Consider the following 25,536-nt stretch of genomic DNA (forward strand, 5'->3'; position numbering starts at 1 on the left):
CGAGGGCGGCGGTGTCATGCAGGCCCTCTACGAGCGACCGACGCTGGCCGTCACCTCGGCCCCCGCCGAGTCCCTTCCACGAACCTCTCAACAAGGCCCGCAATAAGGATGGTGCCCTAGTGACCGGAGCCGACCTGGTCTGGATCCCGGCACAGACGACGATCCTCGGCTCTGACGCGCACTACCCCGAGGAGGCACCTGTGCGTGAGATGAGCACGGCGGGCTTCTGGATCCAGCGCCATCAGGTGACCAACGCCGAGTATGCCGAATTCGTCGAGGCCACCGGCTATGTCACGGTCGCCGAGCGGCCGGTCGACCCGCAGGACTTCCCCGGCGCCCCACCGGAAAACCTGGTGCCCGGCTCCATGGTGTTCCAGCGCACGGCCGGCCCGGTGGACCTACGCCACATCAACCAATGGTGGGCATGGACACCCGGGGCGTGCTGGAACCACCCGCGCGGGCCTCGCTCGTCACTGAAGGGACGCGAACAGCATCCCGTGGTACACATTGCCTTTGACGATGCCGCCGCATATGCGCACTGGGCGGGCCTGGAACTGCCGAGCGAGACCGAGTGGGAGACCGCGGCCCGCGGCGGCATCGCCGGTGCGGCCTACACGTGGGGTGACGAGCCGGAGCAGCCTGGCCAGCGTCTGGCGAACTACTGGCATGGCGAATTCCCGTACCTGCCCGACACCGGTTATGGCACAACGAAACCGGTCGGCAGCTGCGCCCCCAACGGCTACGGCCTGTTCGACATGGCCGGCAATGTCTGGGAGTGGACCACGGACTGGTATGGCGAGGACCGGACCACCACGCCGTGCTGCGCCGCCGACACCTACGACCCGAACCAGCCGCAGTTCCAGATAGGTCGCAAGGTGATCAAAGGCGGCTCGTTCCTGTGTGCCGACAGCTACTGCATGCGCTACCGCCCGGCCGCGCGGCGGCCGCAAATGGTCGATACCGGTATGAGCCACATCGGTTTTCGATGTGTCAGGCGGTCCTGACGAAGGCCGGCGCGACGAAGCGCTCCAACATCTCTCGTTCGGCCGCGTCACCGGCACCGGGCCAGACCAACAACGACAACACCAGCCGCACGATCCACGCCGCGGCCACCGGATCGTCCTCGGCCAGCCCGGTGAGTTCGGTGGCGAACGCGGCCGGCACCGGCGACTGCGTCAGATCCGCCATCGCGCCCCCACTGCGCAGTGAGCCGAGCAGCAGCGCGAACAGCGGATCGGCGCGAATACGCTGCAGCGCAACGGTAATCGCGGCCAACACACGTTCGGATCCGGTCATGCCGGCAACCGCCCGACGCACCTCCGCGACAATCGACGCCGCCAACCGCGCGAGCACGGCGTCGCGGATCTGCGCTTTGCCGCCCGCATGCCGGTAGATCGTCGCCCGCGAGCAGTGCACCCGGGCGGCCAGCGCGTCGATGTCCAGCGCGTCGAACCCATCACGCGCGGCCATCTCAGCGGCCGCGGCGTAGATCCGCTCGGCGGCTTCGGCGCGGCGGTCGCCGCCGACCAACCAGTCCGCGCCCTTGGGAGACATAGATACGAATTTATCGCATGATGAGACAGATTACCGGATCTTTCTCAATCACTCCGCAGGTCAACGCACCCCACTGAGACGCCCCCTCACTCCCATCCCCAGCGGCCGTTATCAACCTGTCCGAGCTTCGTTGACTCGCCCATAACCTCCAGTCAACCTGGGCAAATGCTTCTGGCACACGAACTGTTCGAACCGGCTTGCCTGCAGGATCCGTATCCGCTCTACGACCGGCTACGGGCGCACACACCGGTGGCACAAGTGGGCGACTCTCCGTTCTTCGTGGTGACGGGGTTCGACGCCGTCATCGAAGCCACTGCCCGAACCGAAGACTTCTCGTCGAATCTGACCGCGACCATGTGGTCCCAACCCGACGGCACCGTCTCCGCATTCGGTATGGGTGAACCGGGCGCCGAAATCCACGTGTTGGCCACCGCCGACGACCCGGTCCACGCCGCCCACCGCAAGATGGTGCTGCCCCGGATGGCGGCCAAACGGATCGCCGAACTGGAACCCTTCATCGTCACCCTCACCGCCGACCTGCTGGCTGGGGCGAGCGGAGAATTCGAGTGGATGTCAACCCTGGCCGATCGGCTGCCGATGCTGGTGGTCGCCCGGCTGCTGGGACTGCCGGCCGCGGATGTGGACCGACTGGTGACCTGGGCCTACGCCAGCACTCAACTGCTCGACGGACTGGTCGACACCGAACAACTGACCGCGTCGGGGATCGCGGCCGTCGAACTCGGCGGATACCTGACCGAACAGTTCGGCGCAGCATTGGCAAATCCCGGCCAGAACCTGCTGGGCGACCTCGCGGCGTACAGCGAGGCCGAGCGGGTCTCCCGAGACGCTGCAGTGTTCATGCTGATTCAGCTGGTCGGCGCGGGTGCGGAATCGACCGCATCGTTGATCGGCAGTGCCGTGTTGATTCTGAGCCGCCGGCCCGAACTCGCCGAGCGGCTGCGACAGGACCCCACGTTGATCGGGCAGTTCCTGGAGGAGGTGCTGAGATTCGAGTCCCCGTTCCGGGGCCACTACCGGCATGTGGCCACCGATTCCGAACTGGCAGGCGTCGCGATGCCCGCAGGCAGCCATCTACTGCTGATGTGGGGCGCGGCCAACCGCGATGAGACGGTGTTCGACAACCCGAACGAATTTCGGCTCGGACGGCCGAACATCAAGAATCACGTGGCATTTGGCAAGGGTGGCCATTTCTGCCTCGGCGCGGCCCTGGCCCGGCTCGAAGCCCGCATCGTGATCGCGACGCTCCTGTCCACCGGCAGAACGATCCGCCCGGCCGGCGACGCCGAATGGCAGCCCAGCCTGTTGGTGCGCCGGCTACGTCAGCTTCCGCTGAGCGTGCAGTGAACTACCCGACCTCAGGCAGCGAGCGCGATGCTGTCGTCGTCGACGAACACCAGGCCACCGTCGTCGAGATTGACCGCCCACCGCCGTGCCGGTCCGACGATTCGCTCTCCGGCGACCTCGACCGCGGTCCCGGCCAAGTCGGCGAAATCTTCCACGACAGTGCCGTGCAATTCTTCGTCAGTGCCCGGATACACCACTACCGAGGACCCCACAGCAACTTCTTCGGCAATTTCGCCGGAGTCGCTGTCGTTAACCCCCGTCACGACATCTTCGGACATCCCACACCTCCCCAATTACTGACGCGTGCAACCGAGTACATCACACCCGCCTGCGATTGGCTTACTTTCACCGATACCTACAGCCACACCTTGCATAGGTCTCGGGCAAATTTCCAAATCCGCCAACAACGACCGTTCCGGCAAATGCATCACACCAAAGGGCGCAGCGTGAGCCCAGTCACACACAACTATTGACGGCGCCATCGAACAATGCTTTTCAGGCAACCCCAGCAACATTCGCCGGGTCCCGTAGTACCCCAGCAAGAAGCCCAGGTCGCGGTTGCTGGCCGATCCCCGGCGAAGGGCCCTCCACGCACTGCCGGATCGGGTGCGAATCGTGGTGACACACACCACACCGGCATTCGCTAGGGTTGCAACACGTTCTAGCGAGGAGGTCTATGTCCGACGCTGTTTTGGTTACCGGCGCGTTCGGTTTGGTCGGTTCGGCTGTCGTCAAGACACTGGCCGCAGAGGGGCGCGCAGTCGTCGCGACCGATCTCGACGTGCCCGCGAACCGCAAAGCCGCAGCCGCCCTGCCGTCCGCGGTACAGGTGCGCTGGGCCGATCTCACCGACGCCTCCGCCGTAGACGCATTGGTGGCGGCCGTCGCACCGGCCGCGATCATCCACCTCGCCGCGATCATCCCGCCGTTCTGCTACATGCGCCGCGGCCTGGCCAGGAAGGTCAACGTCGAGGCCACCGCCTCCCTGCTGAGTGCCGCCGAGGCCCAGCCGGTGCCGCCGCGGTTCGTGCAGGCATCCAGCATCGCCGTCTACGGCGCCCGCAACCCGCACCACATCGACGACGTGCTTACCCCCGACACCCCGGTCAACCCGTCCGACATCTACGGCGCGCACAAGGTCGAGGCCGAGGCGCTGGTCCGGGCCTCGAAGCTGAATTGGCTGATCCTGCGTCTCGGTGGGGTGATGAGCTCCGAGTTCAGCCTGGACATGGACGTCGACCTCATCTCGTTCGAGAGCGTGCTGCCCGCCGACGGGCGGCTGCAGACCGTCGACGTGCGCGACGTCGCCGCGGCGTTCGTCGCCGCCACCACGGTCGGAACCGAAAAGGCCAACCACGAGGTACTGCTCATCGGCGGCGACGCTGAAACGCACCGGCACATCCAGTCCGCGGTGGGCTCGCAGGCGGCCGCCGCGATGGGGATCAAGGGCGGCCTGCCGATCGGTCGGCCCGGCAACCCCGACGATGACGGCGCCTGGTTCGCCACCGACTGGATGGACACCACCCGGGCACAGCAGGTACTCGGCTTCCAGCACCACTCCTGGCCGCAGCTTCTGGCCGACACCAGGGCCAATGCCGGGTGGAAACGCTTCCCGATCGCCCTGGCGGCACCGTTCATCCGCGCGTTCCTGCGGTCGAAGTCGGCCTACAAGGACTATCCGGGGCAGATGGCCGATCCGTGGAAGGCGATCGACAAGAAGTGGGGCGACCACAGCCCGGACGGGAGTGATGCATGAGCAGGCAGCGGGTAGCGATCGTCATCGGAGGAGCCTCTGGGATCGGCTGGGCCAGTGCGCAGGCGCTGGCCGCCGACGGTTGCCGCATCGTGGTGGCCGACCGTGACGCCGACGGTGCCGCCGCCCGAGCCACGCAACTCGGCGAGCCGCACACCAGCTTCTACGTCGAGGTCACCGACGAGAGTGCGGTGCAGAAGTTGTTCGAAGATGTTGCGGCGGTCGGCCCGATCGATGTGGTGGTCAACTGCGCGGGCTTCAGCAACGTCGGTCTGATCACCGACCTGGCGGTCGAAGACTTCCGCTCTGTCGTCGACGTCTGCCTCAACGGCGGGTTCATCGTTGCCAAACACGCCGGCCGCAATCTGCCCGAAGGCGGTGTGCTGGTGTCGATTTCCTCTCTGAACGGGCGCCAGCCGGCGGCCGGCATGAGTGCCTACTGCGCCGCCAAGGCCGGGTTGTCGATGCTGACGCAGGTGGCTGCACTGGAAATGGGACCGCGTGGCATCCGGGTCAACGCGATCGCTCCGGGATTCGTGAAGACCCCGTTGACCGATCCCGCGGCGATGATCCCCGGCGTGGTCGAGGAGTACGTCGAGAACACCGCGCTGGGTCGCAGCGGCACCCCCGAGGACATCGCCGCGGCCGTGGTGTTCCTGTGTTCACCGCAGGCGTCGTGGCTGACCGGCGAGGTACTCGATCTCAACGGCGGCGCGCACCTCAAGCGCTATCCGGACATTCTCGGGCATGTCATGAAGCTGGCCCAGGCGTGACGCGCAGCGAGAAGCCGGAGGCGGATCGCGCATGAACTCGGTCGACGGTAAACAGGCCATCGTCACCGGCGCCGGATCCGGCATCGGCGCGGCCCTGTGCCGCGCGCTGGTGGGCGCCGGCGCCGAGGTGCTCTGCACCGATGTCGACGAGGCCGCGGCGGCCCGTACCGCCGCGGCGCTCGGTGCCCGATCGGCCCGCCTCGACGTCACCGATGCGGCCGCCGTGCAGTCCGCGGTCGACGGTGTCGTCGACCGGGCCGGACGGCTGGACCTGATGTTCAACAACGCCGGCATCGTCTGGGGCGGTGACACCGAACTGCTGACGCTGGACCAGTGGAACGCCATCATCGACGTCAACGTGCGCGGCGTCGTCCACGGCGTCGCGGCGGCCTATCCGCAGATGATCCGGCAGGGCCACGGCCACATCGTCAACACCGCATCGATGGCCGGCCTGGCCGCCGCCGGCCAGCTCACCAGCTATGTGATGACCAAGCACGCCGTCGTCGGGATGTCGCTGGCACTGCGTTCGGAGGCGGCCGCGCACGGCGTGGGCGTGCTGGCGGTCTGCCCGGCCGCGGTCGAGACCCCGATCCTGGACAAGGGCGCGGTCGGCGGTTTCGTCGGCCGCGACTACTTCCTGCAGGGCCAGGGGGTCAAAACCGCCTACGACGCCGACCGGCTGGCCGCCGACACCCTGCGCGCCATCGAGCGCAACAAGGCCATCCTGGTCAAACCCCGTCGCGCCCATGCCTCCTGGCTGTTCGCCCGGCTGGCACCCGGACTGATGCAGCGTCTTTCGATGCGGTTCGTCGCCGCACAACGGGCCGGCCAGGCCGCCCACCGCTCAGCCCAGGGCTCGAACGTCACTCTGGAGTGACGCTCAATGCCGACCGTCACGTCAGCGTGGCGATAGGGTCAGCGCAACGGCGGGAAGGCGCGGAAATGAAAGACCAGTTCACGCTCACCCAGAAGCGCGCGCTCGCGATCTTCACCGTGCTGGCCCTGTTGCTCGGGGCCTATTTCCTGCGCGGCTTCTTCGTCCTGATCGTGATGGCCGCGGTCGGCGCCTACCTGTTCACCCCGCTCTACCAACGGTTTCAGCGCCGCCTGGGCACTGGGCTCTCGGCCACGCTGACGGTCCTCGTCGCCATTCTCATGGTGATCATCCCGGTGGCGCTGGTGGTGTTCATGGCCATCGTCCAGGTGACCCAGCTCGTCAACATGGTCAGCACCTGGATCGCCGAGACCGACGTCAGCACACTCGGTGACCGGGCCCTGCAACTGCTCAACTCACTGTTGGAGCGGGTGCCGTTCCTCGACATTCATCTCACCGCAGATTCGTTGCGCGACACCGTGGTCAAGCTCTCGCAGCACCTCGGAGAATGGCTGCTGGGCATTCTGCAGGGAGCGGTCGGTGGCATGGTCGGCGCGATCACCGCCTCGATCATCTTCCTGTACGTGTTCATCTCGATGCTGGTCAACAACGCCGAGATGGCCACGCTGATCCGCAGACTGAACCCGCTCGGCGAGGAGATCACCGACCTGTACCTGGCCAAGACCGGCGCGATGGTCAAGGGAACCGTCAAGGGCCAGTTCGTGATCGCGTTGTGCCAGGGTGTGGCCGGGGCCATCTCGATCTACATCGCCGGATTCCACGACGGGTTCTTCGTGTTCGCGATCCTGTTGACCGCGCTGTCGGTGATCCCGCTCGGTGGTGGCATCGTCACGATTCCGTTCGGCATCGGGATGATGTTCTTCGGCAACATCATCGGCGGAATCTTCGTGGTGGCATTCCATCTGCTCGTCGTCACCAATATCGACAACGTGCTGCGCCCATGGCTGGTGCCCAAAGCCGCCCGCCTGGACCCCGCCCTCATGCTGCTCGCGGTGTTCGCCGGCATCTCGATGTTCGGATTCTTCGGCCTGGTGATCGGCCCCGTGCTGATGATCATCATCGTCACCACCGTCAGCGTGTACCTGGCGGTCTTCAAGGGCGTCGAGCTGGAGACCACCGAACCCGACGAACCGGGCCAACGGCCGTGGCGACGCGTCTGGGAGTGGTTCCAGAAGCGGCTCGGGGGCAAGCCCGACGTGCCCCCGGCCGAATCCGAACCGAAAGCCGAGGCCGAGTCGGACGGACGCGCCCCCGCCTAATTTGCGCCGAGCCGCTCCGTAAGGAACGCCACCACCCGCTTGCGCGCCTCGTAGGCCGGATGCCCGTCGACCTCACGCACCTGATCGGTCAGCACCGAGTGCGCTGAGGCCGACAGACCGTCCGGGTTGCCCTTCTTCGAGTTGATCTCGATGACCTCGAAAGCATCGCCGAGCCGGGCCTTGAGGGTGGCGAACCGCTCCCCCGGCGCCAGCTTGTCCTGGCTGAACCGCAGGGCCAGCGCGCACAGGCCGTCGTTGGCGGCGCGCTGTTCGACGATCTTGAGTTCGGCCTCCGACAGGCCAGGATCGCGCTTCTGCGCGGCGGTCAGCGCAATCGGCACCGAGGGCTGGCTCAGCACCGGGGCCAGCACGCTGTCATCCACCGCGGCCGCGAGCGCGAACCCGCCGGTGAAGCACTGCCCGATGACGCCGACGCCCTTACCGGGGGTGTTGGCGTTGAGATCGCGGGCCAGGGCCCGCAGGTAATGCGCGACGGGGCGGTCGGCGTTCGTCGCGAACGCTGCGAATTCCTTTGTCACGCAGGCTTTCACCATCACCGGGATGGCTCCCGGACGGACCGCGGCCGCGCCCGGGGTGCCGAACAGTGACGGGGCGGCGACGGTGAAGCCGTTGTCCACCAGGTGATTACCCAGTGCGAGCACACCGGGATGCAGGCCGGGAATCTCGGGGATCAGGACCACGCCAGGCCCTTTGCCCTTGCGGTAAACGTCGTAGGTCTGATCGGCGGCGGTGAACGGGGCGGCGGTCCACCCGGAGAGATCTGCAACTGGCGACGTCAACACGGGCTCCATCCGTTAGTGCGTCACGGCCTCTTGATCGGCAGCGGCGACTGCTTCTGCGTCGCACTGGCCAGCGTACGGTACTCATCAGTACCACCGGCGCCGGTGATCGCGACCTGTGCCGGTCCGCTCAGCTTCGTCGTCCACACCGGCTCCGGGTCACTGCTCTCGTAAACCACCCAGGTCACCCCGTCGACATCCTGGGTGCCGGACGGATACGAATCCGGCTTGATCGAGGCCACCAGGGCCGCCTCGTCGGCGTTGCTCTGCGTCAGGCTGAGGTACTTGCCGCTGGGCGCCAGGTAACCGATGCGCGAGGACACCGCACGGCCGTGCTGACCGTCGGGCAGGGTGAGCCCGCCGTCGATCCCGTGCCGGCTGCCGGAGTTGGGCTGCCAGCCCTCGGGCAGCTGCGGCAGCCGGATGGGAATCTTCAGAGCGTCGGCATCGGCCTGCAAGGCGGCCGGTGCATCGAATTCCGGCGGCGGACCCGCCCCGGGCCCACCTGCCTGGAACGAGCACATGCCCAACAGGCCGGCCAATACGATGCAGGCCAGGACCAGCGGGGCCATCGACCAGAACATATCCCGGCCGTCCTGCAGCAACCGCGACTTCTCCGGCTTCGGGACCGGGGTTGGCTGAGGCGTCGGCTCGGAGGACATGCTCGTCAGTATCCCAGCTCCCAAACGCTGACCACGTTCTGGGACAATCTGGGCCATGAGTCCCACGCGGGGAGAAGCCCCGGATCGCAACCTTGCCCTCGAACTCGTCCGGGTGACCGAGGCCGGCGCCATGGCTGCAGGCCGCTGGGTCGGCCGCGGCGACAAAGAGGGCGGCGACGGGGCAGCCGTCGACGCCATGCGCGAGCTGGTCAACTCGGTGTCGATGCGCGGCGTCGTGGTGATCGGTGAGGGCGAGAAAGACGAAGCCCCGATGCTCTACAACGGTGAAGAGGTGGGCAACGGCGACGGGCCGGAATGCGACTTCGCCGTCGACCCGATCGACGGCACCACCCTGATGAGCAAGGGCATGCCCAACGCCATCTCGGTCCTGGCCGTCTCCGAACGCGGCGCGATGTTCGACCCGTCGGCCGTGTTCTACATGAACAAGATCGCCGTCGGCCCCGACAGCGCCGACGCCATCGACATCACCGCCCCGATCGGCGAGAACATCCGCCGGGTGGCCAAGGTGCGCGGCGCCTCGGTGAGTGACCTGACGGTGTGCATCCTGGACCGGCCGCGGCACGCCCAGTTGATCGAGGACACCCGCGCCGCAGGCGCACGCATCCGGCTGATCACCGACGGCGACGTCGCCGGTGCGATCTCGGCCTGCCGCCCCAACTCGGGCACCGATATCCTGGCCGGTATCGGCGGTACGCCCGAGGGCATCATCGCCGCGGCCGCCATCCGCTGCATGGGCGGCGCGATCCAGGCCCAGCTGGCCCCCACCGACGACGCCGAACGCCAGAAGGCCATCGACGCCGGCTACGACCTGGACCAGGTGCTGTCCACCGAGGACCTGGTCTCGGGTGAGAACGTCTTCTTCTGCGCGACGGGCGTCACCGACGGCGACCTTCTCAAGGGCGTGCAGTACTACCCCGGCGGCTGCACCACCCAGTCCATCGTGATGCGGTCCAAGTCCGGCACCGTCCGGATGATCGAGGCCTACCACCGTCTGGCCAAGCTCAACGAGTACTCCGCCATCGACTTCACCGGCGACAAGACCGCCGCCTACCCGCTCCCGTAACTCGCTAGAAAGGCACGCATGAGCACCGACAACGCTGTCGAATACCGCATCGAGCACGACACCATGGGTGAGGTCCGGGTGCCGGCCAATGCCCTGTGGCGGGCACAGACCCAGCGGGCTGTGGAGAATTTCCCGATCTCGTTCCGCGGCCTGGAACGCACCCAGATCCGGGCGCTGGGCCTGCTGAAGGCGGCCTGCGCGCAGGTCAACAAGGACCTGGGTCGCCTGGCCCCCGAGAAGGCCGACGCCATCATCGCCGCCGCCGGCGAGATCGCCGACGGCCAGCACGACGATCAGTTCCCGATCGACGTGTTCCAGACCGGCTCGGGCACCAGCTCCAACATGAACGCCAACGAGGTGATCGCCTCGATCGCCGCCCGCAACGGCGTGACCGTGCACCCGAATGACGACGTGAACATGTCGCAGAGCTCCAACGACACGTTCCCGACGGCCACCCACATCGCCGCCACCGAAGCCGCTGTGCGCCACCTGATTCCGGCACTCGAGGTGCTGCACGAGTCACTGGCCGCCAAGGCCAAGCAGTGGAAGACCGTGGTCAAGTCCGGTCGTACCCACCTGATGGACGCGGTGCCGGTGACGCTGGGCCAGGAGTTCGGCGGCTACGCCCGCCAGATCGAGGCCGGTATCGAACGGGTGCGCGCGACGCTTCCCCGGCTCGGTGAGCTGGCCATCGGCGGCACCGCGGTGGGCACCGGGCTCAACGCACCCGACGGCTTCGGCGCCAAGGTGGTCGAGGTGCTGGTCAACCAGACCGGCCTGGCCGAATTGCGCACCGCGTCAGACTCTTTCGAGGCCCAGGCGGCCCGCGACGGGCTGGTCGAGGCGTCCGGTGCGCTCAAGACCATCGCGGCTTCGCTGACCAAGATCGCCAACGACGTGCGCTGGATGGGTTCGGGCCCGCTGACCGGCCTGGGCGAGCTCCAGCTGCCGGACCTGCAGCCGGGCAGCTCGATCATGCCGGGCAAGGTCAATCCGGTTCTGCCCGAGGCGGTTACCCAGGTGGCCGCGCAGGTCATCGGCAACGATGCCGCCGTCACCGTCGGCGGTCTCTCGGGTGCATTCGAGCTCAACGTGTACATCCCGATGATGGCGCGCAACGTGCTGGAGTCGTTCACCCTGCTGAGCAATGTGTCTCGGTTGTTCGCCGAGAAGTGCGTCGACGGCCTGGTGGCCAACGAGGAGCACCTGCGCACCCTGGCCGAGTCGTCGCCGTCGATCGTGACGCCGCTGAACTCGGCCATCGGCTATGAGGAGGCCGCCAAGGTCGCCAAGCAGGCATTGGCCGAGAAGAAGACCATCCGCCAGACGGTCATCGACCGCGGCCTGATCGGCGACAAGCTGAGTGAGGCCGAGCTGGACAAGCGCCTCGACGTGCTCGCCATGGCGAAGGTGACGGACGGCGAGTAATTTCTCTGCGCGAGCAGACGTAAATGTCCCCGCACGCCCGGCGTGTCGGGGACATTTACGTCTGCTCGCCAGATAACGCTACTCGGGAAGCGGTGCGGCCCAATGCAGCACGGCGCCTCCGCCGGGCCGGTCGGTGATGGTGAACCGGCCCCCCGCGTCCAACGCGCGAGCCCGTAGGTTACCCAAGCCGCTCTCGGTGACCTCGGCAGCGATCCCGCAACCGTTGTCGGACACCTCGACCGACAAGTCGTCGGCAACGTCGACGAGAACGCTGAGTTCAGTTGCGCCCGAATGCCGTACTGCATTGCTGATCGCCTCCCGCAGCACCGCCTCGGCATGATCGGCCAGGGTCGCGTCGACCACCGACAACGGGCCGACGAACCGCGAGCTGGTGTGGATCGGCGCGTCGGCGAACTGAGCGATCACCTCATCGAGCCGCTGCCGCAGCCGCGTCGTACCCGCCTGTGCACCGTGCAGGTCGAAGATCGCCGTCCGAATCTCCTGGATCACCGCCTGCAGGTCATCGACGGTGGCGGAAAGCCGTTGCTGGACCTCCGGTGACTGCGTGCGCGGGATCGTGCCCTGCAGCGACAGGCCCACCGCGAACAGCCGCTGGATCACGTGATCGTGCAGATCGCGGGCGATGCGGTCGCGGTCGGCCAGGATCTCCAGCTCCCGCACACTGCGCTGTGAGCTGGCCAGCTGCCAGGCCAGCGCGGCCTGATCGGTAAAGGCCGCGGCCATGTCGAGCTGCTCGGCGGTGAAAGCACGGGAACCATCCGCGCGTACCGCCACCAGGACGCCGGCGACGGTGTCGACGGTGCGCAGCGGCAAAACCAGCGCCGGCCCACCCGAACCGTCCAGCTCGAGGCGGTCCAGCCGGTGCGGTGTGCCATCGCGGAACGCGACGCTCACCGCATCCTCGGTGGCCGTCCGGCCCACCGGAATCGAGTCGATCGTGGTCGGGCTGCCCGCGGTGGCGGCCACAACCAACGCATCAGCCCCACCGGCGGGGACCTCGCTGCCCGGCACGGCGACCACGATGCGGTCGGCGCCGGTCAGTTTGAGCGCCTCGTCAGCCACCATCCGGAACACCGTGGCCGGATCGGTGCCGCCGAGCAATTCGGTACCGATGTCGCGGGTGGCCGCGATCCAAGCCTGACGATCGCGGGACAGCTGATAGAGCCGGGCATTCTCCACCGCCACCCCCGCGGCCGCGGCCAGGGCCTCCACCAGCACCTCGTCGTCCTCGCTGAACGGCTGCCCATTGGTCTTGTCGGTGAGGTAGAGGTTCCCGAACACCTCGCCCCGGATGCGCACGGGCACACCGAGAAAGGTCCGCATGGGCGGATGGTTGGGCGGGAACCCGACCGAAGCGGGATGTTGGTGGATGTCGTCGAGACGGATAGGTTTCGGATCGTCGATCAGGACGCCGAGCACGCCCCGGCCTTCGGGCAGATGTCCGATCACAGCCCGGGTTGCGTCATCGATGCCCTGGTATACGAACTCGGTCAGCTCATGGTCGTCGCCGCGGACACCCAGCGCGCCGTAACGGGCGTCGACGAGTTCGATCGCGGTGCGCACGATGGTGCTCAGCGTGACCTCGAGATCCAGGCCCGAAGTGACGGCGAGCATGGCCTCGACCAGTCCGTCGATTCGGTCGCGACCGGTGATGATCTCCTCTACCCGGTCCTGGACCTCGGTGAGCAGTTCGCGCAACCGCAGCTGCGACAGAGTGTCGCGCAACGGCGGAGTCCGCTGTTCGTCGTCGGGCCGCGCACCGTGACCAGTCACGTCCACCATGCTGGCACTACCGGATGCAGCGCACCAAGCTCGTCGTCACCGCGCATCCGGTTCGGGTCCGAATCGGAACCGACGGCCGGTGACCCGGACCGGTGACACCCGCACGTAGTGAGTCTTCGACATCGCCGTCCAGGGCAGCAACTGTGCCCGGCCGGCGTGTTCCAGTTCCTCATCGTCGCGCAGGGTCCGTGCAATGCCTCGCACGATCACGCTCCAGCCCTCGGCCGCATTGTGATCGTCGGCTTCGAACAACACCTGGTTGTTGATGGCTGCGCTGATGAGCTTCGTCCCGGCCGCGGTCCGAAACAGGATGGTGCGGTTCTGCACCACGAAGTTGACCGGGAAGATGTGCGCCTCGTCATCCACCGCGGTGACGAGGCGGCCCAGCGACATGCCACCCAGCAAATCCCAGCACTCACGCTCCGAGAGAAGCTCGACCGGCTCACTGCGCGTTGACATTCCGATTCGCATAACGACGACGCTATTGCCGCGCAGGTCATCGCACCATGGGCGAAAGTCTTGCCCATCAGGGACCAAAGACCCTGGCATCACTGATGATTACGGCTGATTGCGACGGTCGAGATTGGAGGCGAACACCGCGGCCTGCGTGCGGCGTTCCATGCCCAGCTTGGCCAGCAATCGCGAGACATAGTTCTTCACCGTCTTCTCGGCGAGGAACATCCGGGCCGCGATCTGCCGGTTGGTCAGCCCCTCCCCCAACAGGTCCAGCAGCACCCGCTCCTGCTGGGTCAGCCCGGCCAGCGGGTCGGACCGCTCGGCGTCGCCGCGCAGTTTGGCCATAAGTGCGGTGGCGGCACGGTTGTCCAACAGCGACTTCCCGGCCCCGACATCCTTGATCGCCTGGGCCAGTTCCATGCCCTTGATGTCCTTGACCACATATCCGCTGGCACCGGCCAGGATGGCGTCCAGCATGGCTTCGTCAGAGGTGAACGACGTCAGCATCAGGCAACGCAGATCGGGCATGCGCGACAACAGTTCCCGGCACAGCTCGATGCCGTTGCCGTCGGGCAACCGGACATCGAGCACCGCGACGTCAGGCACGAGGGCCGGTACCCGGGCCAGCGCCTGGGCCACCGAGTCTGCCTCGCCGACGACGTCCAGCTCCGGGTCGGCGCTGAGCAGGTCGATCAGCCCGCGCCGAACCACCTCATGGTCGTCGACCAGAAAAACTCTGATCATCCTCCGAGTCTCACAACCGATGGCGCCGATCGCAAGTGAGCACCGCGCAACCCGTGCCCGCCAGCACCGTCTGCAACCCGGCCGCATCGGGATGATCTGCCCCCAACACCAACACCTGGGCCGAATCCGGATGTGCCGTCAGGTATTCCGCCACGCCGCCGTAGCCGTCGATGCTCTGCACGTCGAGGTTCGGGCAGCGCTTCAGCGCGCGGGCCAGGCGCCGCTCGAGCTGCGCCGCGGACAACCGGTCACGCTCGGCGACGGCGGTCGCGTCATACATCTCGCGGTGCCGGGCTCCCCAGGTGGTCAGCACCCGCAGCGGCGCCCCCCGCCGGACAGCCTCGTCGATCGCGGTGTGCAGTGCATCGTTGCTGGCGGTGCGGCCGTCGGCTTCGACAACGACGGCCGCACCGGCGCCGGTAGCTGTGACGGCAGGGTCGAGCAGGGTGTCGGTCATGGTCATCTCCTTTTTCGAAGGTCAGGATTCGAAGGTCAAGAAGGTGTCGACAGCGCGACGCGGGGTGGGCGGCGGAGCATCGGTGATCGTCGGGGCGATACCGATGCGGACCAGGAGTTGCGGGCAGGCATCACGGTCGATCAGGCTGCCGATGATGTCGCGGCTGGCGTGCAGTTCGGTCAGGTGACTCACCGGGCAGGTGCTCAGGCCAGAGAGTGTGCACTCCAGCAGCAGCGCCGAAAGGGCCTCACCTGCGTCGAGTGCGTCCGCGCGGCTGTAGCCGTCGGTGGACAGCACCACCAACGTGGCCGAATCCTCGCGAACCTCCGGCCGGCGGTCATCATGCGCGGTCACCGGGAACGTGCGTGCCACCGGTACCCGCTCATTCTCGGCCGCCGACACCAGGGCGCTCTGCGGGATACCGTCTTCGGTCGCGAACGGCGTTGTCCACCAGGCTAGCTCGGCGTGGTAAGCCGTGTCGTAGAGCCGCAGTGACTCGGTCAGCGCAGCGGCCTCGGCCACGGTTGAGCGCATGTCGTCGGTGAGCACATCCAGATGTACCGGGCCGTCGTCCAACCGCGCCCGCAGCAGGCCCTCGAAGGCATCCCAATCCGCATACCGGGTCATCGGCAGGCGATCGGTACGCCGCGCCAGAATTGCGTCCGCGCGCCGGCGGTGAGCATCCGTGACGAAGTCCATCGGTGAGAACTGAAGCGTCGCCAGATGATCCAAGTCGTTGGGGTTGGGGAAGCGATCGACGGCGGTGGCCCAGCCGGCCGCGGCCATCGCGACGCGCAGGTGGTCCAGCAGCACACCGCAGCTGATGACCGCTTCACGTGAGGACCGGTCGGTCGCGGTCACCACCCGGTGGGGGTCCAGATGCAGGTGCACACAGCCGCGTTCAGCCACCAGCCGCCACGGTTGGGTGTTGTGCAGAGAGGGCGCGCGCGATGCCAGCTGCACCGCGCGGGTGAGGGTCGCTGTATCGAACATCGTGTCGGGCATGCTTCAAGCCTCGTCGTGCTCGAGCCCGTCGGTTAGGGTCTTTGGTCCTCAACCTGCCGCGATGTGCGTCTCACGCCGCGTCTCACGCCCCGTTGTTCGGCCCGCCCGAGTTCGCCCCCGGGATGTCGGTGATCGGGAAGTTCGGCATCGGCGCGGGCGACGGTGTGGCAGGCAGCGAGGGGATCTGCTCCGGTGGGATGTCCTTGAGCGCCTCGGCCGGGGGCACCGGCGGGCCGTTCTCCCGACTGCCGTAACTGGTGCCCGGCTCGCGCTCGCCGAGCATGTGGCTCACGGTGACCAGGTGGTAGCCATTGGCCTTGAGCACCGGGATGAACTGGTACACCAGATCCACGGTCGACGAGTAGGTGTCATGAAAAAGTACGACAGCACCCGGTCTGATCTGCGTCATCAGCATGTAGCGCGTCGCGGCGGTGTTGGCGTCGTTGGCCCAGTCGAACGGGATGACATCCCAGTTGATGTCGGCCAGTCCCTGCTTGCGGGCCTCGGCCAGCACCTGATCGTTGATCAGCCCGCCGGCGGTGCGCACCAGCTTCGGCCGCTGGCCCGTCGCGGCCTCGATGGCGTCACTGGCCTTGCTGAACTGCGCCGGGATCTCCTCGGGCGGGATGGTCGTCATGTTGGGGTGTTCCCAGGTGTGGCTGCCCAGTTCCATGCCGGCCTCGACCACGCGCCTGGCACCCTCGGGATTGGCGGCGACCTTGTTGCCGATCTCGAAGAACGTCGCCTTGGCGTCGTTGTCCTTGAGGATCTGCAGGAGCCGGTCGGTGTACGGGCCGGGCCCGTCGTCGAAGGTCAGGGCGATGCACTTTTCCTTCGAGCAATCCACGTCATCGGGGCCGTCGCGGTAGATGTGGCCGGTCAGCGCCCCCACCACCACGACCACGACCGCGGCGGTCACGCCGACCAACGTCCATCGCCACGCCTGGTTGTTCGGGAGCCACGCCACCCCGGCAGCCTACCGGCCTGCGATTTGTGCACCTCCCGCAACGTCCACCGTCACGGGAGGTGCACAAATCACTCAGGGCAGGGCGCCGGGGCTGATCTCCTCCAGCATCTCGGTGACGAGCGCGGCGATCGGCGAGCGTTCGCTGCGCTGCAGCGTGATGTGGGCGAACAAGGGGTGGCCCTTGAGCTTCTCGATCACCGCCGCGACGCCGTCGTGGCGGCCCACCCGCAGGTTGTCACGTTGGGCCACGTCGTGGGTCAGCACCACCCGTGAGCCCGCACCGAGCCGCGACAACACGGTCAGCAGCACGTTGCGTTCCAGTGATTGTGCTTCGTCGACGATCACGAACGAGTCGTGCAATGACCGACCCCGAATGTGGGTCAGCGGAAGCACTTCCAGCATTCCGCGGGACAGCACCTCCTCCAGCACCGCCGGGCTGGCCAACCCTTCGAGGGTGTCGAAGACGGCCTGGGCCCACGGACCCATCTTCTCGCTCTCACTGCCCGGCAGGTAGCCGAGATCCTGTCCACCGACCGCGTACAGCGGGCGGAACACCACGACCTTGCGCTGAGTTCGGCGCTCCAGCACCGCTTCCAGGCCGGCGCACAGCGCCAGCGCGGATTTGCCGGTCCCGGCCTTGCCGCCGAGCGAGACGATGCCGACGGATTCGTCGAGCAGTAGATCGAGGGCTACGCGTTGTTCGGCTGACCTTCCCCGGAGGCCGAACACTTCGCGATCACCACGCACCAACTGCACCCGCTTCTCGGCATTGACCCGCCCGAGCGCCGACGAACTACCGCCCAGCAACCGAATTCCGGTGTGACAGGGCAGATCCCGAGCTTCGGCCAGATCAACCTCGCCGTCGGCGAACAGCTTGTCGATATCTTCTGCCGCCACGTCGAACTCGGTCATGCCCGTCCAACCGGACACCACGACATCCTGCGCGTGATACTCGTCGGCGGCCAGGCCCACCGCGCCGGCTTTGACGCGCAGCGGGATGTCCTTGCTCACCAGCGTGACGTGCTTGCCTTCCGCAGCCAGGTTGGCCGCACACGCGAGGATCCGGGTGTCGTTGGTCTCAGTGCGGAAGCCCGTCGGCAATACCGACTGGTCGATGTGATTCAACTCGACCTGCAACGTACCGCCCTCTGCCCCAACAGGAATCGGCTGATCCAGCCGACCGTGCTCAAGACGCAGGTCGTCGAACATCCGTAGCGCCTGGCGGGCGAACCAGCCCAGCTCATGGTGATGCCGTTTGGCCTCCAGCTCGCTGATCACGACCAGCGGGACCACCACTTCATGCTCGGCGAACCGGGAGCATGCCCATGGATCGGACAGCAACACGGATGTGTCGAGCACATAGGTACGGACAGGAGTATCAGTCACGTGGCGCTCCTAGAACCCGCGCGGCTCCACACGAGTTGCTCGGTGGACACTGCGGCACCAGGACCGGAGCCGGTCCTCTCGAGATCTAACCGATCGGTACCGTCCGGACAGCAGAGCATGTCGCTAGCCATCGGATCCGACGCTACTCCCGCGGTGGCGGGGTTGCTGGCTGGCGCGCCGCGTGTATGACGCCCGCTGCGTTACGTGTTGATGAACTCCTGGAGCCGGGGTTCGTCTGCCAGGCCCCAGGCGGCGATCCGGTCGGAGATGACCTGCGACAGGGCAGCCCGGTCGAAGATCCCGGCCTCGGCCACGACTGCCACCTTGTCCTGGTACGCGTCGATGTCAGCGCCGATCACGTCGAGTTCGCGGGCCCTGGCCGCGATGGCGGCCACGGTCTCGTCACGATGGGTGCTCAGCAGGTGCGACACCAGGTTGGCGAAGAACAGCTCGTGGCGCTCCTCGTCGGTGACGATGCGGTCCACCATCGAGCCCAGCACCGGCTCGGTGATCTGTGCCCGCAGGTTGCGCGTGTACACCGCGTGCGCGCGCTCGAAGAACGCCATGAACACCAGCGTCTCGATCTGGCTGTAGCTGTCGGCGCGGTAACCCTTCATCACGTGCTCGACGCGGACATCCTCGTTGGCCGTCGGGTCGATCTCACGGGTGACGACGAGGTAGTTGCGCAGGGCGACGGCGTGCAGGTGTTCCTCGGCGGTCCAGCGGCCCAGGAAGCGACCCCACTTGTCCTCGAGGATGAAGTGCTCGACGAGCTCGCGGTGATAGCCGGACAGGTTGTCCTTGGTGATCAGCAGGATCTCCAAGGCGTCGGTGATGGTCTTGGGCAGGGTTACCTGCGAGGGATCCCAGTCCCGGCCACCGAGGAAGGCGAAGTTCTCGCCCTGGTCGAACGGCACGTAATCGTGCGCGTACCAGAGAACCTCGGTATCCAGGTGGCGACGCAGCTCGGCATCGACGACGGGCTCGAGCTCCAAGGTCAGCGCGTTAGCGACAGGTTTCTGTGCCATGAGGTAACTGTAACCCGGGTTTACATGTTTCTAAAAGTCGGGCCGCCGTGTGTCACGGCGGCCCGACTCAGAAGACTTTCAGAGGGTGAGTCCCGGGTACAGCGGGTTGGCGTCGAGCAACTCGGCCGAGGCCGCGTGCACGCGCTCGGCCGTGCCGTCGGCCAGCTTGTACTTGGCTTTAGAGGAAGACCCTGCCGGGCCCTCCGCCGGAGTTGTGTTGGACAGCACTTCGACGATCAGCTCGGCCACGCGGTCGAAGTCGTCGGCGCCGAATCCGCGGCTCGTCAGCGCCGGGGTGCCCAGCCGGATGCCGCTGGTGTACCAGGCGCCGTTGGGATCGGCCGGGATGGCGTTGCGGTTGGTGACGACGCCCGCGTCCAACAGTGCGGACTCGGCCTGACGGCCGGTCAGCCCGAAGGAGCGCACGTCGAGCAGCACCAAGTGGTTGTCGGTGCCGCCGGTGACCAGACCCGCATCGCGCTTGACGAAGCCGTCCGCCAGCGCCTGCGCGTTGTCGGCGACCTGCTGGGCGTAGGACTGGAACGCGGGCTGACGGGCCTCGGCCAGGGCGACCGCCTTGGCCGCCATCACGTGGCTCAGCGGCCCGCCGAGCACCATCGGGCAACCCTTGTCCACGGCCGGCGCGAATTCCTCGGTGGCCAGCACCATGCCGCCACGCGGACCGCGCAGCGACTTGTGCGTGGTGGTCGTGGTGACGTGTGCGAACGGCACCGGGTTCTCGTCACCGGTGAACACCTTGCCCGCGACCAGGCCGGCGAAGTGCGCCATGTCGACCATCAGGGTGGCGCCGACCTCGTCGGCGATCTCGCGCATCTTGGCGAAGTTGACCCGGCGCGGGTAGGCGGAGTAGCCGGCGACCAGCACCAACGGCTTGAACTCGCGGGCAGCCGCGGCCACCGCGTCATAGTCCAAAAAGCCCGTCTCGGGGTTGGTGCCGTAGCTGTGCTGGTGGAACATCTTGCCCGAGATGTTGGGCCGGAAGCCGTGGGTCAGGTGCCCGCCGGCATCCAGGGACATGCCGAGCAGACGCTGGTTGCCCAGCTTGTTGCGCAGGGTCTCCCAATCCGCTTCGGACAGGTCGTTGACGTGCTTGGCGCCGAGCTCGGCCAGGCCGGGGGCCTCCACCTTGGTGGCCAGGATGGCCCAGTAGGCAACGAGATTGGCGTCGATGCCCGAGTGCGGCTGGACGTAGGCGTAGGGGGCGTCGAACAGTTCGCGGGCGTGCTCGGCGGCCAGCGCCTCGACAGTGTCGACGTTCTGGCAGCCTGCGTAGAAACGGTGCCCGACGGTGCCTTCGGCGTACTTGTCGGAGAACCAGGTGCCCATGGTGAGCAGCACGGCCGGGGAGGCGTAGTTCTCGCTGGCGATCAGCTTGAGCGAATCACGTTGATCGGCAAGCTCTTTGCGGGTGGCTGCCGCGACCCGGGGCTCCACGGATTCGATGACCTGCAATGCGGCCTGATAGGCGGCGCTTGAGGTCTCGGCGTAATCAGCGCCGGAAGCCGCGGGCAAAGTGGATGACGAGTCTGCTGCCATGGCTTTTAGCCTAGTCGGGCCGGTTGGGGCCGCTGATCGGGCCCGGCCCTGGACAGCGTCGCAGGCGACCTGGGTCGACGGGATCAGCGCTGATCAGTCGGCGGTGTGGTTCCAAGCGCCGCCGGCCTTGCCGTTGGCATAGCCGCCCCCGGGCCACCCCTTGCTCCAGTCATGGCCGGCCCAGGCACCACCCGGCCACCCTTCACTCCAGTCATGGCCCGCCCACGCCCCACCGGGCCACGGGCTGACGAGGCTTGGCGGGTCGAGCTCTTCGCCATTCAAAATGACGACGGGATCGGCACTGGCCATCGCCGCGGGTCCGATGAGTCCGGCCAGCCCCAGGGAGCCCGCCGCAACGACCACACCGGCCATCACCTTTGCTCGGTTTGATTTCATCCCCGCTGTAGCCATGTCGGCTCCTCGCTGCCACCCGGTTCCATCAGCCGTGATGCTCAGCAAATACTTTACGCTCCAGCAAAGGCGTTGAACAAACATTTCGAGTAGCGCCGACCCTGAATCCTCAGCACCGATCAAGGTCAGTAGTTGCGCTGTCAACAGCCATATCCTGGGAGGCCCGGGAAGAAGTCGACGTCCGAGACACGCACTCAGCCAGCAGCAACGAATGCCAAGTGCAGCCGTCAGCAAACCACCGCGCAGGGAGGGACCCCACCCGCCGGCCATGCGTTCGATCTTGCCGTTGAATTCAGGCCAGAGAGTTTGCCTTCAGCCGCAAGCGTGGCTATGCCCGCAGCGTCGACGGGATCAGCGGCTCATCGAGCAGCCGGCCGAACCGCTGGATCAGGGTCGCGCCCTCGGGCCGGTCGTCCAACCACGCCCGCAGCAACCGGTAACCCTCGATGTAGGTGCTGGTGTAGGCCCGCCACAACGGCGAAGACAGGAATCGTAGCGTCTGGCGGGCCCGATCATCGCTGACCAGCAGCCAGCGTTTGAGGAACTCCACGACCTCGTCGACGTCGCGATGCTCATCGTGCAGCATCAGCGCCGCGTCCTGGCGCACGTCGGCCAACCCGGCCATCGCCTCGGAAATCGCTTCGGCGCGCTCCCCGTCGAACCGCAACCCCAGATCGGCGTAGATACCGGCGGCCCACGTGCCCCAGCCGGGCCCGATGATGGCATGCAACGCCAGGTCGGCCAGGCCCTCGGCCATCAGGCATTGCGGGGTGTTGACGAGGAAGATCGTCTGTTCCAGTTCGCCGTCGCGGGCCACCAGGCCGGCTTCTTTCCGGCAGTGCTCGGTGTGATGGCCCGGGTAGGACTCGTGGGCCACCAGCCGGGGCAGATTGGCCATCTGTTGCTTGAGATCGGCGTTGACCGCGACCGTGGACTTGTAGTCGCCCAGGTAGTAGTTGAACCCCGACCACGGTTTGTCGGTGACCACCTCATAGGTGATGGTCTCAGTCTCCGGCAGCGGATACTCCGCGCGCACCCTGTCCCGAAGAGCCGACGAGAACGCGTGGATGCACTCCTCCAGGCGGGCCGGCGGGATCTCGTCTCCGCTGCGGTGCGCCTGGATTCGGCCGGCCAGCGGGCCGGTGCCGCCGAGCGCCTCGTCGAGCTTGGCATGCGCCTGGCGATACTTCTCCGGGTCGCCCTTGCTGATCCGCACGTCGAAATAGGCCTGCACCTCGTCGACGAAGCCGACCTGCTCACCGGCGAACTTGCGGCCCGCACAGTTGAGCGCGCGCAGATGCGCGGCGATGTATTCGGCGCGGTCGGGGTCGAGATCGTCGGGAATCTGGGTGAGCAACCGGTCGGCCTGCCGGGCCAGCTCGGCCGGATCGGGAGCGGGCTCGTTCTCGACGGCGCGGCGCAGTTGCGGGTCGCCGGTGAAAGAGTCGACGTAGCCGTCCTCGACGCGGTCGAAGCGCAGCCCGAGGAGCAGGTACTCGCGGACGAAGGCGTCGGAACCGGTCCCGGAGTCGGCCCGTATGTCCATCCCGTCAGTCATGCCCACAACCGTAAGTGCAAGACTGACCGAATGCCGCGGCCCAGCGAGCCGAGCCCCTATGTGGAGTTCGACCGAAGTCAATGGCGTGCACTGCGCATGTCGACACCGCTGAAACTCACCGAGGACGAACTACTGCGCCTGCGGGGTATGGGCGAGAAGCTCGACATCCTCGAGGTCGAAGAGGTCTACCTGCCGCTGGCCCGGTTGATCCACCTGCAGGTTGCCGCACGGCAGCGGCTGTTCGCCGCGACGGCCGAGTTCCTCGGTGAGCCGCAGCAGAATCCGGACCGGCCGGTGCCGTTCGTCATCGGCGTCGCGGGCAGCGTCGCGGTCGGGAAGTCGACCACCGCCCGTGTGCTGCAGGCCCTGTTGGCGCGCTGGGGTCATCACCCCCGGGTCGATCTGGTGACCACCGACGGATTCCTCTACCCCAACAAGGAGCTTCACCGCCGGAACCTCATGCATCGCAAGGGGTTCCCGGAGAGCTACGACCGCCGGGGGTTGATGCGGTTCGTCACCGCGGTGAAATCCGGTGCCGACGAAGTCTGCGCGCCGGTGTATTCACACTTGCTCTACGACATCGTGCCAGGTGAGCAGCAGGTGGTGCGGCACCCGGACATCCTGATCCTGGAAGGGCTCAACGTCCTGCAGACGGGGCCGGCGCTGATGGTCTCGGACCTGTTCGACTTCTCGGTCTACGTCGACGCGCGCATCGAGGACATCGAGCAGTGGTACATCTCGCGCTTCCTGACGATGCGCTCGACGGCGTTCGCCGATCCGGCCTCACACTTCCACCACTACTCGACGCTGACCGATGAACAGGCCGTGTTCGCCGCGCGTGACATCTGGCATTCGATCAACCGGCCCAACCTGATCGAGAACATTCTGCCGACCCGGCCGCGGGCCACCCTGGTGCTCCGCAAGGACGCCGACCATTCGATCAACCGGCTGCGCCTGCGCAAGCTGTAGCCGCTCAGGCGCGTTCCCAGCCACCCCACTCGTTGCCGGCGAACTGCTGCCCGGCGGCGATCTCGAAATGGTGCAGGAACACCTGCAGCGCCGGCTGCATACGTTGATGCAGGTCGGTCATCGCAGTGACCAGTTCGGCAGTCATCGGATCCTCCCCCTCGGGTTTCTTCGGGGGGATCAGACCCAGGTGCAGCGCCATCTCCAGCTGGTAGAAGGTGAAGTCGCCATATGGCCGCTTCGGATCGCAGCCGGGCACCTCATCGTCGAAATACGGATCGGACAATTCCCAGCTCATGTTGGCCAGCAGGGTGCGGTGCTGATCGGTGAAGACGAATGGACCCGACTCCGGCACGGTCTCGACGAAGAACGAATACTCATGGTCGGCCGGCGGCCGCTGGTAGGGATATTCGCCTGCGGCACAGGCTCCGAACCTGGCGGCGACGCGCAGCAGATCGATGTCGCGAGCTTCGGTAGCCCAGTCCGGCGGGAAACACGGTGCGCCTACTTCGGCCCCGTCCCAGCCGACCCGTACGGCCCGAAGTCGCTCGGTGTGCTCTGCTGCCCAGCGCAATTCCACTCGACGATTATCGGCCACACCCGGCCGAGTGCCCAGAACCCTTGGGGTTCTGGGCACCATGCCAACGATCAGGCTGCGATGCGCTTGACCCCGACGTACTGCAGTTCGGCCATCGCCAGGGTGTAGATGCCGGCCCCGATGACGACCACCACGCCCGCGGTGGTCAGCGCCATGGTGAAGACGGCGACCAGGGCGATCACCGTGCAGGCCGCGTTGGCGATCACGGTGCCGATGCCCGCCGGGCGCACCCGCTCGATGCCGGCCAGGGCGAACACCGCGATGCCGTAGACGACCGAGAAGATGCCGACGCCGTACTCGACGGATTTCGGCAGCCCCGTGAGATCGGCGAAATACCCGGCGGCAGCCAGCAGTGCGATTCCGCTGATGCCGACGAGGACTGCGTCGAGCCGCATGGCCAGGCGCAACAGCGCATCGGTGCCCTTCCTGGTGCCTGCGGTGGCGGTGATGGCGGTCATGATTCTCCTTCTCTGGCGATGGTGATTACCTGTCGTGCGTTCACTTCGAGCGATGGAGCACGGTGCGGGGATACAGCCGTAACCTCTTCCGGCGGCACCCCGCACCGGCTCAGAAAGGAGTCACGCCAGACGGCGCACTCCGCGGTATTGCAGCCAGGCCAGTACTGCAGTGGCACTGACGAATCCGAGTACCAACTCGTTTCCGGTCCCGGTCAGCGCCAACCAGCCGGCCCCGATCGCAACGACCGTGATGATCGCGAAGGCCACGTTGCCGGCGAGGACGCCGATGCCGACGCGCCGTACCCGCGGCACTGCGGCCAGGCCGTACAGCAGGACGCCATAGCCGACCAGGGCGGCGCCGGCAATCCACCCCGCGGTGGCCGACAGCCCCGCGATGCGCGCCAGCTGATCGGCGGCCATGGCCACCAGCAAGCCGACGCCGGCACAGACGGTGGCATCGGCACGCAGGGCGAATCGCAGCAGAGAATCCTGGGCGGGCGCTGCGGTTGTGGAGTCGGTGAGTGGTTGGTGCAAGGTGGCGGTCATGTCGGGCTCCTCGGCGATGAGGG

General features: G+C 66.9%; 27 protein-coding genes. 9 read left to right on the forward strand and 18 right to left on the reverse strand.

Annotated features, from left to right (window positions below; all coding sequences use genetic code 11):
• Nucleotides 1–119 precede the first annotated feature (119 nt).
• A complete protein-coding gene (locus BKG60_RS15555; RefSeq protein ID WP_070944666.1) occupies nt 120–1,004 on the forward strand; it encodes a formylglycine-generating enzyme family protein in 885 nt (294 codons plus the stop codon).
• Here the strand turns inward: BKG60_RS15555 and BKG60_RS15560 are convergent.
• A complete protein-coding gene (locus BKG60_RS15560; RefSeq protein WP_070944665.1) occupies nt 991–1,554 on the reverse strand; it encodes a TetR/AcrR family transcriptional regulator in 564 nt (187 codons plus the stop codon). The genes BKG60_RS15555 and BKG60_RS15560 overlap by 14 nt on opposite strands.
• Before the next feature lie 165 nt (nt 1,555–1,719).
• Here BKG60_RS15560 and BKG60_RS15565 point away from each other — a divergent pair, with 165 nt between their 5' ends.
• Complete coding sequence (locus BKG60_RS15565; RefSeq protein ID WP_070944664.1) at nt 1,720–2,919, forward strand: cytochrome P450; 1,200 nt, start codon at nt 1,720–1,722, stop codon at nt 2,917–2,919.
• Between the two features lie 11 nt (nt 2,920–2,930).
• Here the strand turns inward: BKG60_RS15565 and BKG60_RS15570 are convergent, their stop codons facing one another.
• Nucleotides 2,931–3,197: a hypothetical protein gene (locus tag BKG60_RS15570; protein WP_234998201.1), complete on the reverse strand. Its 267-nt coding sequence runs from the start codon at nt 3,195–3,197 to the stop codon at nt 2,931–2,933.
• Between the two features lie 398 nt (nt 3,198–3,595).
• Between BKG60_RS15570 and BKG60_RS15575 the strand changes: the two genes are divergently transcribed.
• The 4 genes from BKG60_RS15575 (at nt 3,596) to BKG60_RS15590 (ending at nt 7,599) form a co-directional block, all read left to right on the forward strand.
• Nucleotides 3,596–4,675, forward strand: a complete 1,080-nt coding sequence (locus BKG60_RS15575; protein WP_070944663.1) for an NAD-dependent epimerase/dehydratase family protein — start codon at nt 3,596–3,598, stop codon at nt 4,673–4,675.
• On the forward strand, nt 4,672–5,445 hold the full coding sequence (locus BKG60_RS15580) for an SDR family NAD(P)-dependent oxidoreductase (RefSeq protein WP_070185486.1): 774 nt from the start codon (nt 4,672–4,674) through the stop codon (nt 5,443–5,445). The genes BKG60_RS15575 and BKG60_RS15580 overlap by 4 nt, the downstream gene beginning before the upstream one ends.
• A 31-nt stretch (nt 5,446–5,476) precedes the next feature.
• Complete coding sequence (locus tag BKG60_RS15585) at nt 5,477–6,322, forward strand: SDR family NAD(P)-dependent oxidoreductase (RefSeq protein WP_070944662.1); 846 nt, start codon at nt 5,477–5,479, stop codon at nt 6,320–6,322.
• Between the two features lie 65 nt (nt 6,323–6,387).
• Nucleotides 6,388–7,599, forward strand: a complete 1,212-nt coding sequence (locus BKG60_RS15590) for an AI-2E family transporter (RefSeq protein WP_070944661.1) — start codon at nt 6,388–6,390, stop codon at nt 7,597–7,599.
• Here BKG60_RS15590 and BKG60_RS15595 read toward each other — a convergent pair.
• Both BKG60_RS15595 and BKG60_RS15600 read right to left on the reverse strand, forming a co-directional pair.
• Nucleotides 7,596–8,399 carry a dienelactone hydrolase family protein gene (locus tag BKG60_RS15595; RefSeq protein ID WP_070944720.1) on the reverse strand — a complete coding sequence of 268 codons (804 nt, stop codon included), beginning with the start codon at nt 8,397–8,399 and terminating at the stop codon, nt 7,596–7,598. The two genes, BKG60_RS15590 and BKG60_RS15595, sit on opposite strands and share 4 nt — an antisense overlap.
• A 23-nt stretch (nt 8,400–8,422) precedes the next feature.
• Complete coding sequence (locus tag BKG60_RS15600) at nt 8,423–9,061, reverse strand: DUF4245 domain-containing protein (protein WP_070944660.1); 639 nt, start codon at nt 9,059–9,061, stop codon at nt 8,423–8,425.
• Between the two features lie 55 nt (nt 9,062–9,116).
• Between BKG60_RS15600 and glpX the strand changes: the two genes are divergently transcribed.
• Complete coding sequence (gene glpX, locus BKG60_RS15605; RefSeq protein ID WP_070185482.1) at nt 9,117–10,145, forward strand: class II fructose-bisphosphatase; 1,029 nt, start codon at nt 9,117–9,119, stop codon at nt 10,143–10,145.
• 18 nt (nt 10,146–10,163) lie between these two features.
• Entirely contained in the window at nt 10,164–11,573 is a 1,410-nt protein-coding gene (locus tag BKG60_RS15610; protein ID WP_070944659.1) for a class II fumarate hydratase, read from the forward strand.
• A 78-nt stretch (nt 11,574–11,651) separates the two neighbouring features.
• On the opposite strand, the gene BKG60_RS15615 is transcribed toward BKG60_RS15610, so the two are convergent.
• The 11 genes from BKG60_RS15615 to BKG60_RS15665 form a co-directional block, all read right to left on the reverse strand.
• The gene (locus BKG60_RS15615) at nt 11,652–13,376 is read right to left on the reverse strand and encodes a sensor histidine kinase (RefSeq protein ID WP_070944658.1); all 1,725 of its coding nucleotides are present in this window, start codon (nt 13,374–13,376) and stop codon (nt 11,652–11,654) included.
• A gap of 36 nt (nt 13,377–13,412) precedes the next feature.
• Nucleotides 13,413–13,835 carry a pyridoxamine 5'-phosphate oxidase family protein gene (locus BKG60_RS15620; protein WP_070944657.1) on the reverse strand — a complete coding sequence of 141 codons (423 nt, stop codon included), beginning with the start codon at nt 13,833–13,835 and terminating at the stop codon, nt 13,413–13,415.
• A gap of 99 nt (nt 13,836–13,934) precedes the next feature.
• The gene (gene dosR, locus BKG60_RS15625; RefSeq protein WP_070944656.1) at nt 13,935–14,576 is read right to left on the reverse strand and encodes a hypoxia response regulator transcription factor DosR/DevR; all 642 of its coding nucleotides are present in this window, start codon (nt 14,574–14,576) and stop codon (nt 13,935–13,937) included.
• A 10-nt stretch (nt 14,577–14,586) separates the two neighbouring features.
• Nucleotides 14,587–15,033 carry a universal stress protein gene (locus tag BKG60_RS15630; RefSeq protein ID WP_165617766.1) on the reverse strand — a complete coding sequence of 149 codons (447 nt, stop codon included), beginning with the start codon at nt 15,031–15,033 and terminating at the stop codon, nt 14,587–14,589.
• A 21-nt stretch (nt 15,034–15,054) separates the two neighbouring features.
• The gene (locus BKG60_RS15635; RefSeq protein WP_070944654.1) at nt 15,055–16,038 is read right to left on the reverse strand and encodes an Acg family FMN-binding oxidoreductase; all 984 of its coding nucleotides are present in this window, start codon (nt 16,036–16,038) and stop codon (nt 15,055–15,057) included.
• An 82-nt stretch (nt 16,039–16,120) separates the two neighbouring features.
• A complete protein-coding gene (locus tag BKG60_RS15640; RefSeq protein ID WP_070185476.1) occupies nt 16,121–17,005 on the reverse strand; it encodes a polysaccharide deacetylase family protein in 885 nt (294 codons plus the stop codon).
• Between the two features lie 72 nt (nt 17,006–17,077).
• Complete coding sequence (locus BKG60_RS15645) at nt 17,078–18,391, reverse strand: RNA 5'-3' helicase PhoH2 (RefSeq protein WP_070185475.1); 1,314 nt, start codon at nt 18,389–18,391, stop codon at nt 17,078–17,080.
• A 200-nt stretch (nt 18,392–18,591) separates the two neighbouring features.
• On the reverse strand, nt 18,592–19,419 hold the full coding sequence (locus BKG60_RS15650) for an acyl-ACP desaturase (protein WP_070944653.1): 828 nt from the start codon (nt 19,417–19,419) through the stop codon (nt 18,592–18,594).
• Nucleotides 19,420–19,497: 78 nt separating this feature from the next.
• Nucleotides 19,498–20,976 carry a glycine hydroxymethyltransferase gene (locus BKG60_RS15655; RefSeq protein ID WP_070944652.1) on the reverse strand — a complete coding sequence of 493 codons (1,479 nt, stop codon included), beginning with the start codon at nt 20,974–20,976 and terminating at the stop codon, nt 19,498–19,500.
• A 93-nt stretch (nt 20,977–21,069) separates the two neighbouring features.
• Nucleotides 21,070–21,387: a hypothetical protein gene (locus tag BKG60_RS15660; RefSeq protein WP_131823374.1), complete on the reverse strand. Its 318-nt coding sequence runs from the start codon at nt 21,385–21,387 to the stop codon at nt 21,070–21,072.
• A 328-nt stretch (nt 21,388–21,715) separates the two neighbouring features.
• Entirely contained in the window at nt 21,716–22,945 is a 1,230-nt protein-coding gene (locus BKG60_RS15665) for a DUF885 domain-containing protein (protein WP_070944651.1), read from the reverse strand.
• Between the two features lie 30 nt (nt 22,946–22,975).
• Here BKG60_RS15665 and coaA point away from each other — a divergent pair, with 30 nt between their 5' ends.
• Nucleotides 22,976–23,914 carry a type I pantothenate kinase gene (coaA, locus tag BKG60_RS15670; protein WP_070944650.1) on the forward strand — a complete coding sequence of 313 codons (939 nt, stop codon included), beginning with the start codon at nt 22,976–22,978 and terminating at the stop codon, nt 23,912–23,914.
• Nucleotides 23,915–23,918: 4 nt separating this feature from the next.
• Here coaA and BKG60_RS15675 read toward each other — a convergent pair whose 3' ends face one another.
• The 3 genes from BKG60_RS15675 to BKG60_RS15685 form a co-directional block, all read right to left on the reverse strand.
• Complete coding sequence (locus BKG60_RS15675) at nt 23,919–24,491, reverse strand: hypothetical protein (protein ID WP_070944649.1); 573 nt, start codon at nt 24,489–24,491, stop codon at nt 23,919–23,921.
• Nucleotides 24,492–24,559: 68 nt separating this feature from the next.
• Entirely contained in the window at nt 24,560–24,967 is a 408-nt protein-coding gene (locus tag BKG60_RS15680; protein WP_070944648.1) for a hypothetical protein, read from the reverse strand.
• 120 nt (nt 24,968–25,087) lie between these two features.
• Complete coding sequence (locus tag BKG60_RS15685; protein WP_070944719.1) at nt 25,088–25,513, reverse strand: hypothetical protein; 426 nt, start codon at nt 25,511–25,513, stop codon at nt 25,088–25,090.
• Between the last annotated feature and the right edge of the window lie 23 nt (nt 25,514–25,536).

The sequence above is a fragment of the Mycobacterium syngnathidarum genome (assembly GCF_001942625.1).
Classification (GTDB): Bacteria; Actinomycetota; Actinomycetes; order Mycobacteriales; family Mycobacteriaceae; genus Mycobacterium; species Mycobacterium syngnathidarum.